Annotated in this window: 10 protein-coding genes and 1 tRNA gene; 2 read left to right on the forward strand and 9 right to left on the reverse strand. The window is 61.3% G+C overall.

The window, feature by feature from the left end:
* The 3 genes from EN749_RS20590 to chvE all read right to left on the reverse strand — a co-directional run.
* A partial coding sequence (locus EN749_RS20590; RefSeq protein ID WP_145990958.1) for a sugar ABC transporter permease occupies positions 1 to 1076 on the reverse strand: 1076 nt, incomplete at its 3' end.
* Complete coding sequence (gene mmsA / locus EN749_RS20595) at positions 1073 to 2605, reverse strand: multiple monosaccharide ABC transporter ATP-binding protein (RefSeq protein ID WP_128363851.1); 1533 nt, start codon at positions 2603 to 2605, stop codon at positions 1073 to 1075. The genes EN749_RS20590 and mmsA, both read right to left, overlap by 4 nt.
* Positions 2606 to 2726: 121 nt before the next feature.
* A complete protein-coding gene (gene chvE / locus EN749_RS20600) occupies positions 2727 to 3797 on the reverse strand; it encodes a multiple monosaccharide ABC transporter substrate-binding protein (RefSeq protein ID WP_127395812.1) in 1071 nt (356 codons plus the stop codon).
* A gap of 312 nt (positions 3798 to 4109) precedes the next feature.
* Here chvE and EN749_RS20605 point away from each other — a divergent pair, with 312 nt between their 5' ends.
* Together EN749_RS20605 and EN749_RS20610 are read left to right on the forward strand one after the other, a co-directional pair.
* Positions 4110 to 5099 carry a LysR family transcriptional regulator gene (locus tag EN749_RS20605; protein ID WP_127395813.1) on the forward strand — a complete coding sequence of 330 codons (990 nt, stop codon included), beginning with the start codon at positions 4110 to 4112 and terminating at the stop codon, positions 5097 to 5099.
* A gap of 130 nt (positions 5100 to 5229) precedes the next feature.
* On the forward strand, positions 5230 to 5466 hold the full coding sequence (locus tag EN749_RS20610) for a hypothetical protein (RefSeq protein WP_127266711.1): 237 nt from the start codon (positions 5230 to 5232) through the stop codon (positions 5464 to 5466).
* Positions 5467 to 5468: 2 nt separating this feature from the next.
* Here EN749_RS20610 and EN749_RS20615 read toward each other — a convergent pair.
* From EN749_RS20615 to EN749_RS20640, 6 genes are all read right to left on the reverse strand, one after another.
* Positions 5469 to 5542: transfer RNA gene (locus tag EN749_RS20615), tRNA-Gly, on the reverse strand.
* Between the two features lie 77 nt (positions 5543 to 5619).
* A complete protein-coding gene (locus EN749_RS20620) occupies positions 5620 to 7533 on the reverse strand; it encodes an acyltransferase family protein (RefSeq protein WP_128363852.1) in 1914 nt (637 codons plus the stop codon).
* Between the two features lie 196 nt (positions 7534 to 7729).
* Positions 7730 to 9211: a hypothetical protein gene (locus EN749_RS20625; protein WP_128363853.1), complete on the reverse strand. Its 1482-nt coding sequence runs from the start codon at positions 9209 to 9211 to the stop codon at positions 7730 to 7732.
* Between the two features lie 38 nt (positions 9212 to 9249).
* Complete coding sequence (locus EN749_RS20630) at positions 9250 to 9717, reverse strand: GtrA family protein (RefSeq protein ID WP_245472646.1); 468 nt, start codon at positions 9715 to 9717, stop codon at positions 9250 to 9252.
* Entirely contained in the window at positions 9695 to 10396 is a 702-nt protein-coding gene (locus EN749_RS20635; RefSeq protein WP_128363854.1) for a class I SAM-dependent methyltransferase, read from the reverse strand. The genes EN749_RS20630 and EN749_RS20635 overlap by 23 nt, the downstream gene beginning before the upstream one ends.
* A partial coding sequence (locus tag EN749_RS20640) for a glycosyltransferase family 2 protein (RefSeq protein ID WP_145990959.1) occupies positions 10389 to 11316 on the reverse strand: 928 nt, incomplete at its 5' end. The genes EN749_RS20635 and EN749_RS20640, both read right to left, overlap by 8 nt.

Consider the following 11316-nt stretch of genomic DNA (forward strand, 5'->3'; position numbering starts at 1 on the left):
AGCTCGCTGCCGAGGCCCGCGGCCGGCACCGCCTGTCCCAGTCGCGCCGCGATGATCAGGCCGCCGAGCGCCGACAGCACGCCCATATTGATGAACACCATCAGCGTCAGTCGCTCGGTGTTGATGCCTGACAGCTGCGCGGCCTTGGAATTGCCGCCCATGGCATAGATACGGCGGCCGATGGTCATGCGCTTGGTGACGAAGACGAACAGCGAGATCAGCACGCCCATGACGAGCAGCACCACCGGCAGGCCCCTGTAGCTGGCGAACTGGTAGACCAGGAACAGCGCCAGCGCGCTGCCGACCAGCGTCTTGACGACGAACAGGGCAAAGGGCTCGGCCTCATAGCCATGGCGTTCGCGCTTGCGGCGCGTCCTCACCCCGAAATAGGCGTAGGCCAGCACAGCGATCAGGCCCAGCACGATCGTCGTCATGTGCAGCGTCAGGCCGCTGCCCATGATGGTCTTGCCGGCCGCGTTCACCGTAGGCGGGATCAGCGTCAGCGGGCCGATGACATCCGGGATGAAGCCGGAGCTGAGCGCCTTGAAGCCATCGGGTAGCGGCCCCACCGAGGATCCGCCGCCCAGCAGGGCCTGGCAGATGCCGCGGAAGATCAGCATGCCGGCCAGCGTGACGATGAAGCTCGGTATTCGGTGATAGGCGATCCAGTAGCCTTGCGCGGCGCCGATCGCGCCGCCCACGATGAGGCAGATGATCGAAACCACCAGCGGGTTGCTGAACGGACCAAGCGGCCAGATGACCATCATCATCGCCGCCAGGGCGCCGATGAAGCCAGCGACCGAGCCAACGCTTAGATCGATATGGCCGGAGACGATGACCAGCAGCATGCCCAGCGCCATCACGATGATGAACGAGTTCTGCTGCACCAGGTTGCTCAGGTTCACCGGCTTGAACAGCGTTCCGTTCGTGGTGAACTGGAAGAACACCATGATGGCGATCAGCGCCAGGATCAGGCCGTATTCGCGCAGGTTCGTCGTCAGCGCCGAGACGGCGATGCGTGGGCGCTGCTCTTCGGCGACGTTGCCCTGCGGGGCGGGGGCGCTTTCGGTGCTCATGCTGCTTTTCCTTCTCCACGAACGATGGCGCGCATTATTTTTTCCTGGCTTGCTTCCGCGGCGGGCATTTCGCCCACGATGCGCCCTTCGTTCATGACGTAGATGCGGTCGGTGATGCCGAGCAATTCCGGCATTTCCGACGAGATGACCACGATCGCCTTACCCTCCGAGGCGAGTCGCGCGATGATCGTATAGATTTCGTACTTGGCGCCGACATCGATGCCGCGCGTCGGCTCGTCGAGGATCAGCACGTCCGGGTCGGCGAACAGCCATTTCGACAACACCACTTTCTGCTGGTTGCCGCCGGAGAGATTGCCGGTCATCTGATAGACGCTGGAAGCGCGGATATTGGTCTTCTTGCGATAGTCGTTGGCAACGGCGAGCTCGCGCATGTCGTCGATCACGCTGTGGCGCGAGACGCCGCCAAGATTGGCCAGCGTGATGTTGTGCTTGATATGGTCGATGAGGTTGAGACCGTAGGTCTTGCGGTCCTCTGTGACGTAGGCGATACCGTGTTGGACCGCCTTGCTCACCGAGGATACGTCGACCGGCTTGCCCTTGAGCAGCACCTCGCCGGAGATGCGGCGGCCGTAGGAGCGGCCGAACAGGCTCATGGCGAATTCGGTGCGGCCAGCGCCCATCAGCCCGGCAATGCCCACCACTTCGCCCTTGCGCACGTTGATGTCGATGCCCTTGATCACCTGCCGCTCGGCATGGATCGGGTGATAGACCGACCAGTTCTTCACTTCGAACACGACCTCGCCGATGTCAGGCTCGCGCGGCGGATAGCGGTCGTCGAGTGAGCGGCCGACCATCGAAGTGATGATGCGGTCTTCAGAGATGTCCTTCTTGGCCAGCGTCTCGATGGTGCGCCCGTCACGAATGACCGTGACCTTGTCGGCGACCCGGTTCACCTCGTTGAGCTTGTGCGAGATCAGGATCGAGGTCATGCCCTGCCGCTTGAATTCGAGCAGAAGGTCGAGCAGCGCCTGGCTGTCCTTTTCGCTGAGCGACGCCGTCGGCTCGTCCAGGATCAGGAGCTTGACTTCCTTGCTCAACGCCTTGGCGATCTCGACCAGCTGCTGCTTGCCGACGCCGATATTGGTGATCAGCGTCTTGGGGTCCTCCTTGAGGCCCACCTTCTTCAACAGGGCGCTGGTGCGCGCCTCGTTGGAATTCCAGTCGATGATGCCGTATCTGGCGTGCTCGTTGCCGAGGAAGATGTTTTCGGCGATCGACAGCATCGGCACCAGCGCAAGTTCCTGGTGGATGATGACGATGCCCTTGCGCTCGCTGTCATGGATGCCTTTGAACTGGCATTCCTCGCCGTTAAAGATGATCTGGCCGTCATAGGTTCCTGAGGGATAGACGCCCGACAGCACCTTCATCAGCGTCGACTTGCCGGCGCCGTTCTCGCCGACCACGGCATGAATCTCGCCTTCCTCGACGCTGAGATTGACGTTCGACAGCGCCTTCACGCCGGGGAACGTCTTGGTGATGTCGCGCATCTCCAAAATCGTCGGGGCCATGGGACAACCGCTCCTTGAGAGGTCGGCAAACATTGCCGGCGAGGTCGGCGACAATACCGGGCTCGCTGGTGAACGAAAAGGGGCCCTGCGTTGCGCAGGACCCCTGACTTTGTAACCGGGGTTACTTCAGTTCGTCGGCCTTGATGTAGCCGGAGTCGACGACCAGTGCCTGGTAGTTCGACTTGTCGACCTCATGCGGCGTCAACAGGATCGAGGGAACGACCTTGACGTCGTTGTTGTAGGTCTTTTCATCGAGGCCGTCCGGCTTGCCGCCCGAGAGCACCTTGTCGACGAGTTCGACGGTGGCCTTGGCCAGTTCGCGGGTGTCCTTGAACACGGTCGAGTACTGCTCGCCCGTGATGATAAGCTTGACCGAAGCGGTCTCGGCGTCCTGGCCGGTCACAACAGGCCACGGCTGAGCCTCGGTGCCGTAGCCGACGGCGCGTAGCGAGGCGGTGATGCCGCGCGACAGGCCGTCATAGGGCGAAAGAACGCCATCGACGCGGCTGCCGTCCGAATAGTTGGCCGACAGCAGATTGTCCATGCGCGCCTGGGCAGTGGCGGCGAGCCAACGCAGCGTGCCGACCTTGTCCATGCCGGTCTGGCCGGACTTGATCTTGATCGAGCCGTCGTCGATCAGCGGCTGCAGGACGGAGATGGCTCCGTCGTAGAAGAAGAAGGCGTTGTTGTCGTCGGGCGAGCCGCCGAACAGTTCGACGTTCCACGGCTTGGTGTTCGGGAAGCGCTCCTTGAGGCCCTTGACCAGCGAATTCGCCTGGATCACGCCGACGCCGAAATTGTCGAAGGTGGTGTAGTAGTCGACATTGGCGGTCTTCTTGATCAGGCGGTCATAGGCGACGACGACGACGCCCGCGTCAGCGGCCTTCTGCAGAGCATCCGACAGGGTGGTGCCGTCGATCGAAGCAATGATCAGCGCCTTCGGGCCTTTGGTGATTTCGTTTTCCAGCTGGCTGAGCTGGTTGGGGATGTCGTCCTGCGCGTATTGCAGGTCGACGGTGTAGCCGAGAGCCTCGAGCTGGGACTTGACGGCGTCGCCGTCATTGATCCAGCGCTGCGAGGTCTTGGTCGGCATCAGCACGCCGACAAGACCCTTGTCGGCTGCGTGCGCCGAGTAGGTCATGGCAGCGATGCCAAGGGCCGCGACGGCGGCCAGTGTCTTGATGATTTTCACTTTAACTCTCCCTGTTTGATGGACGCGGCACCCCGGGGGTCGCGGGCCGCGCAATCGTGCAGAAGCGCCAAGGGCACTGCTGCCGTCATATCGATCTCCGGTATCCTCCCATGGCCCCGAGACGCTGATTCAATCGATACGATTTTCTCGTCAGCGACCGTCACGTCTTGGAACGCGCGGAGGGTGTGGGTCTTTGCCATAACTGTCAAATGCGATCTTTGATGGTTGCTATATCATGGTTGGTATATGTATTGGGACGTGACGGGCTGACTCCAATGTCGGCCGTACACGAGCAGAAGGCAGGGAAAAGCGATGGCGCGGCCCGGGAATCCGACAACAGCTTCAAATGGTTACAGAGAAGCACCGGGCGATGGCGAAACCCTGCTGCGCAGCGGTCTCAGTCTGCGTCACATGCGCATGATCGTCGCGCTAGACGACCACAGCCGGGTCAGCGCGGCAGCCCAGGTTCTGAACATTTCGCAGCCGGCCGCCTCGCGCATGATCGCGGAGATGGAGGCGGTGCTGGAGGTCAAGCTGTGCGAGAGGCTGCCGCGCGGTATCACCTTGACGCCATACGGCAAGGCTTTGGCCAGGCGGGCGCGCTCGATCCTGCTGGAGATGCGCGAGGTGGACCGCGAGATTTCCGAACTCAAGGCGGGCAAGGGCGGTTCGGTTTTCCTGGGTGCCGTGACCGCGCCGGCAATCGAACTGGCGGTGCCGGCGATTCGTGAAATCCGCCGCATCTATCCGCGCATCGAGATCACCATGCAGGTCGAGACCTCCAATGTGCTGGCACGCGAGCTGATCGCCACGCGCCATGACTTCATCATCGCGCGCATCCCGGACGATCTCAATCCGCGGCTGTTCGAGTCGCGCGTCATCGGGGTGGAGAAGGCCTGCCTGATCGTGCGCCGGGGCCATCCGCTCACCAAGGGCGAGGCGGTGCGGCTGGAAGAGACCGCCGCCTATGACTGGGTCTTCCAGTCTGGCGGCTCGCCCTTGCGCCAGGCCATGGAGAGCAACTTCCTCAACCGCAACATCGCTTTGCCGGACCGTATCCTGAACACCAGTTCGCTGCTCCTGACCCTGGTCATGGTCGCGCAATCCGATGCCATCGCACCGGTCTCTGTCCAGGTGGCGAAATTCATCCAGAACCCTGACGGGCTGGCCGGCGCCATCGACGTCGTCCAGACCGAATTCGACATCGAGGTCAGGCCCTACAGCCTGATCACGGTCAGGAATCGCGCACTGTCGCCGGCTGCCAAGATGCTGCACGACTTCATTCTGAGGGAAGTGGGATGATGGCTCGCTCGGGTAAGGTTGTCCGGCGAAAGCACCGCCAGGCCGAGGCTGGCGAAAGCGAGCTGGGAACATTGTTTCCCGCCGATGCGTTCATGATCTTGCAAGGGACGATTTCTTCTGGAGGCTGAACATGCGCAGCTTCGAAATCATCGATCTGCTTTGCGTGATCGAGGCCTGCAAGCACGATCGATCGGTCGGGAATTTCGTTTCCATGGCTGAAGGCGTTGAAGAATTGCGGGTGTTGACCGGCGATTTCGTTTCATCGGATGACGTGGCAGCAAACGCCCTCGCAACGGTGGCGCTTGCGCGAGGCTGCTCGGTTGTGTTCGACGAACAGGCAGGCGCTGAAATGGTTCTGACGCCTTAGACTGGAGCGGGTAGAGGGAATCGAACCCTCGCGTTCAGCTTGGGAAGCTGACAAGCTACCATTACATCATACCCGCGTGCGCCCTCGTTACCATGAGGGTTAGCCTTCGGGCAATCGCAAAGCGGTCTGTTCTCACGACGGTCGTGCTGCGGATCACGGCGCGCCCGCGGCCGTGATTTGCCGTTTTGCCTCCGCGACCTCATTGCTGGTGGCGAAGCTTGGCCAGTATTTCGAGATGGCCAGCGTCGCGCCGGCGGAAGAGAAGTGGCCATAGTCGAAGTAGAGAAATTCATTGGTCGTGGCATCGGCGTATGAACAACCGGCCGAGTCGCACAGATACGTCAGCGGATCTATGAAATCGGCCCCTTTGGTGAACGGCAGAACCCGGGCGTTGATGTCCGGATCCATAGCCATCGGCCAGGATGTGGTTCCGGCATGCTCCCGTCTCACCAAGAAAGCGATCTTCTGGACGTCGGCGATGAATTCCGGAGACTGGCCGACGGTATAGACCTTGACCCCCATCTCGCGAAGCCGATCGATCGTCTTCTGCAGGCCGTCGAAACCCCTGGCCTGGTAGTCGGTCCATCGGCCGCTCAGGATCACCGCCTGGATGTTGGCGTCGCGAATGATCGACAAGGCCCGTTCGTTGAAGCGGGTGCAGGCAGGCCGAGCATAGGAAAAATAGGTCAGGTCGGGCGGACAGCCGGCATAGGTGTATTGGATGACATTGGCCTGGATTTTCTGGGCGTTGGGCTCAAGTCCCGGAACATAGTGGGCAGCGAAAGAATCGCCCCACAGCAGCACATTGGTGGCAAAGCCCGTTGTCCGGGTGCAGTCGGCAAGGTTCCAGTCTTCGATGCGGGTCCCGTTTTCGTTGAAACAGATGCCGTTGCGCCAGTCGCCGACCCGGATACGTTCTGTCGAGAAATCCGGAAAACGTTGCGGGAAACCGTTGCCCAGTGCGCCGGCCAAACCACCGGCGCACAGCAGCACGATTGCCGTCGCCGAAAAGGCGAAGATGGGCAGCGGGGCGGTATAGGCTCGTTTGTGGCGGAAGGGTTGCTCGACGTATTTCCAGGAGAATGCCGCCAAGGCGAAACTGGCAACCGTCATCGCGATAATCGTTGGCACACCGACAGTCTTCAAGGAGAGATAATGGACGAAGGAGTTGATTGGCCAGTGGACGAGGTAAAGCGAATAGGAAATGAGGCCGACCCAGACCAGCGGCGCCAACCGAAGCACGCGAGTGGCGACAGGTGCCGGCCTGTCGGCGCTATCCTGGCCAGCATAGATCAGCAGAGCTGTTCCGATGCAGGGGAATAGGGCATTGTAGCCGGGAAACGGATCGCTGTCCGAAATCATCACAAAGCCAAATGCAATCAGGGCAAAGCCGGCGAGGCCGATCAGGTCCATCGCCAGCCGACTGGCTAGGACCGGAGGCTTCCGCAACATCAGCATGGCGCCCAGCGCCAGCTCCCATATGCGCGTCGGCAAGAGATAGAACCCTGCCGTCGGTGCCAGCGAGGTTGCTATGACTGCCAGGGCAAAGCTGCCGATGGCCATCGGCAGAAGTACCGTCAGCCAGCGCTTCGAGACGAATCGGTAGATCAGATAAAGGAGGATCGGCGCGAAGATATAATACTGCTCTTCCACCGAAAGCGACCATGTGTGCAGGAGCGGCCGCAGTTCGGCGTCGATGGAGAAATAGTTCGTCGTTTTCCAGAAATAGATGTTCGACCAGAAGGTCGAGGCGGCGATCACGCTAAGGCTGAATTCGTGGAGATCCGAAGGCAGAAGGATGAACCAGGCGGCAATGCTCGCGAGCAGGATGACGAAGGTCAGCGCCGGCAGGATGCGCCGTGCGCGGCGCCAGTAGAAGCGGCCGATCGAGAATTGGCCCCGCTCAAGATCATCGAGCAGGCTGCCGCTGATCAGATAGCCCGATATGACGAAGAAGATGTCGACACCGGTGAAGCCGCCGGGAATGGCAGACACGCCGAAATGGAAGAGCACGACAGGCAGCACCGCAACGGCCCGCAGGCCGTCGATGTCGCGCCGGTAGTTCATCCGGCCGGCCCGCGCGCGACCACCAGGATCCGTGCGGCCGCACCCGACACGCTCATGCGGCGATGTCGTCGATCGTGCTGAAAATCCCGGCTCGTCGATCTCACAGGCTTACCCTCAGGCAGCAATTTTGCTGCGCTGCAACATGGGTGTCAAGGCATATATTGCTGTCGCGAAATTAGCCAGGAACGCACCGGGATCAGGCGCCGGGCAGATAGATTACCGCGTAGTCGTCCGAATAGGCCCGTTTCCAGCCCAACTGGTCGAAGAAGGGAATGCGGCTGTCGTCGGCCGATAGCAGCGCCCAATCTATTGCGTATTTCTTCAGGCGGGCTTCGAGGAGCGGCTTGCCGTCGCCGCGTCCGGTGTCGTTATCGCTCTTTGTGAAACCGCCGAGGAACAGCTGGTCCGTCCGTCCGTCGATATAGGTCTTGAACCCGTGGAAAATCAGCGTGCCGCCGAAATTGTAGGAATTCAGCACGTTGCCGGATAGATGATGGCTTTGCGCGAATGCCAGCGCCCCGCTGGCCGATGTCTTCGGACTTGGCGCTACCTGATAGACGCTGCCGAGCACAGCGACCCCGCCAATCAGCAGAACGGCTGCCGTGCCGCAGATGGCGTAGAACCGCCTGGCTAAGAATCTCTCCAGCCCGTCGCGCTTTTCGGCCAGCCACGCGGTGGCTGAAAGCGAGGGATATTGCTGTGCGACCTCGGCCGCCATCACCAGCGGAATCAGCAGGAAGAACAGGTACATGAAGCGCACATGGGCGAGATAGACATGCAAGGTGAAGACGACGAACAACGCCTTGGCCCAGCCAATTCGCAATCGGGACACCAATAGCCCGAAAAGCGCCAGCAGCATCACCGCTTCCTGGACGGGACTGTCCGGCGGATTGAACGGTTTCCATTCCATGATCAGCGACACTGCCTCGTTGCCGTAAGCCACGGCGAGCGTCGCCAGGATGGCCTGGACGCCGTACGGGTGGATCAGGCTGACCAGCGGGCAAAGCAGGCCGAACGCGATCCACTTCGCCAGCAGGGGCGGTTTTGACAGGCCCGTGCGCGCCAGCAGATCGAGACCGGCGAAAGCCGCGATGACGAAGCTCAAGGTGAAGGTGGCGTGCAGGTTCGCCCATAATACGACCAGCACAAGCAGCCACCAGGGCGGCGCCCGTTCTTCCCTTGCCGCACCGAACAGCACCGCCGTCCAGATGACGATGATCGGGAAGGTGAAGACATGCGGACGCGCCGTGAAGATCGGGTTGATCAGGAACACCGCCGCGAAGGCCAGTGTAATCGCCAGGATCGGTTTCAGCCATGCGCTGAGAAACCACCCTATGAGGAAAACCGTCAGGGAGATCGAGGCGATGATCGCGGTGACGACCCCGTTCCAGCCGCCCGCCCGGTAGGCAAGAGCCAGCAGGACCTGCCCCAGCCATTCCTTGGCAATCCAGGGCTGGCCGGCAAACGTGTAGGAGTAAGGATCGACCGTCGGAAATGTCCGGTTTGTCAGGAAATCGAGACCGACTTTCACTTGCCACCAGCTGTCGGGATCCTGCAGGGTGGCGCTTGCCTGGGCAGCCAACGCACCCGCCATCGCCAAGGCCGCGAGCAGGCAGAAGATCAGCCTGTTCCGCTCGTTGTATGTCGCGGCCGCCACACTGGCCTGAGCGTCGTTCATGATGCGCCGCCTCTGATCGGTTCCGGTGACAGTTGGGTTCAAGGTGTTGGACTGGCGGGCTGCCGCCGAGGCTTGTCGGCCACCCGAACTGTGCGGTCGGTGCTGTCGTCCCCACGTCCCACAAACACGAAGCGGGCCGAGCCAAGATAGAAAACCACCGAATAGACGCAGATTCCCGCGAGGTGGACCAGCGGGTTTTCGACGATGCCTGCCGAACGGGCGGCGATCACGACGGCCAGATTGATGCTGTAGGCGACCAGAAAGACACCCCCGTAGCGCAGCGCGGTTCCGGGCTGGAAGCCATCGGCTCTGCTGAAGGTCCATTGGCGGTTGAGGAAGAAGCCGAGGACAAGGCCGGCGGCATAACCCGTGGCGTTGGCAAGGATGTCGCCCAGACCAAGCGCAAGCCCGGCCAGGATGACCGCGTATCCCAGCGCCGTGTTCAACAGACCGACGGCGCCAAATCGCAGCATCCTCGGGAAGTCAAACGGCAGGCTTGACCACATGCGCAAAATATTGGGCTCCGACAGGTACCTTGGTGAGGAAGCGCTCGAACGGCCTCAGTCTCGCAAGCATCCGAGGAAAGAAAATCCGGTAGACGATCCTCGTATCGGCAAGGCCCGCCTCGGCCATGCGCCTGCGCATCTCGTGCGAATTTATCAAAACCGCGTTTTCGTCGAAGGCACAGTTTCTCACCGCGTGCGTGGTCAGCGGGTTCCAGGGATTGTGTTCGAAGACGAAGAAGCTGCCGCCATCGGCCAGCACCCTGCCGATCTCGGCGAACAGTCCGATCTGCAGGTCCTCGGGAATATGGTGGAAGACGCAGGCCGCGAAGGCCAGGTCGAAGCTGCCGTCGGCAAAAGGAATTGTCTTGCCGTCGAAATGCGTGAAGGCGGCCTGGCCGGGAAAGCGCTTGCTGGCGATGTCGAGCGATTCCCGCGAAGGATCGAGCAAGGTGATCTCCGCGTCGGGAAACGCGTTGCGCATATGGCCGAGCGAATTGCCGACGCCGGCGCCGAAATCCAGTATTCGTCGCGGTTTGACACCGGCCCGCCGCAGCGTCGCGGCGACGTCGTCGATCTTGTACCTGGCGAAGAAATCCGGGTTTTCGCCGCTCAGCCTTATGCTTGCGGCATGCTGCTCCTGATATTCCCGCGCAAACTGGTCGAACTCCGCCTCAAGCACGTGCGGCCCTCTTTGCCATCTCCTGCAGGCGATGGACCGGCAATTCGCCGTCCTCCACTGCCTGGCTGCGCGAAACGATCTCGTTGACGAAGTAGAGCGGCCGCCGCTTTGTCTCCATGTACATGCGCCCGAGATACTCGCCGAAGATTCCGAGCACCATAAGCTGGACGCTGCCGAGGATCAGCACGATCGCGGCAAGGCTGGTCCAGCCGGGCAAGACGTTTCCGACCGACCATTCGAGCAGCGTGTAGCCGAGCACGACCAGCCCCAGAAGCCCGAACACCATTCCGAGCAGCGAGGCGAACCGCAAGGGCACGATGGAGAAGCTGGTCATCGCGTCGACCGCCAGAAGGAGCATTTTCTTCAGCGGATAATGGGTTGTTCCGGCAAAGCGGCGGTGCCGCTCATAGGGAAAGGCCACCTGTTTCAGCCCGATCCAGCTCACCATGCCGCGAATGAACCTGTAACGCTCTGGCATCGCGTTCAGATGGTCGAGCGCGCGACGGTTCATCAGCCGGAAATCTCCGGTATTGGGGGCTATGTCGACGTCGACCATCCGGCGCAGCAAGCGATAGAACATGGACGCGGAGGCGAGCTTGAACCAGCTTTCGCCATCGCGCGTCAGCCTCTGGCCGTAGACCACATCGAAGCCTTCGTTCATCTTCGTCATCATCGCGCCGAGCAGTTCAGGCGGATCCTGCAGGTCGGCATCGAGAATGAGAATGCGCTGGCCGCGACAGAATTCGAGCCCGGCGCTCAACGCGATCTGATGGCCGTAATTGCGGGCAAGGTCGATGGCGACGACATGGTCGTCCTTTTCAGCCAGCTGGAGAATGGCTTCGCGCGTACCGTCGGTCGCGCCATCGATGACAAGGACGATCTCGTAGGAAGGGCCTTGTTCAAGGCATGCGGCCGTTACC

Source organism: Mesorhizobium sp. M7A.F.Ca.ET.027.02.1.1, assembly GCF_004022985.1.
In the GTDB taxonomy this organism is placed as follows: domain Bacteria; phylum Pseudomonadota; class Alphaproteobacteria; order Rhizobiales; family Rhizobiaceae; genus Mesorhizobium.

Excerpts from the sequence above, each read along its gene's own strand:
- EN749_RS20605 (WP_127395813.1), top strand. The coding sequence starts at position 4,110 with ATGGCGCGGCCCGGGAATCCGACAACAGCTTCAAATGGTTACAGAGAA.
- EN749_RS20620 (WP_128363852.1), bottom strand. The coding sequence starts at position 7,533 with ATGAACTACCGGCGCGACATCGACGGCCTGCGGGCCGTTGCGGTGCTG.
- EN749_RS20625 (WP_128363853.1), bottom strand. The coding sequence starts at position 9,211 with ATGAACGACGCTCAGGCCAGTGTGGCGGCCGCGACATACAACGAGCGG.
- mmsA (WP_128363851.1), bottom strand. The coding sequence starts at position 2,605 with ATGGCCCCGACGATTTTGGAGATGCGCGACATCACCAAGACGTTCCCC.
- EN749_RS20610 (WP_127266711.1), top strand. The coding sequence starts at position 5,230 with ATGCGCAGCTTCGAAATCATCGATCTGCTTTGCGTGATCGAGGCCTGC.
- EN749_RS20630 (WP_245472646.1), bottom strand. The coding sequence starts at position 9,717 with ATGTGGTCAAGCCTGCCGTTTGACTTCCCGAGGATGCTGCGATTTGGC.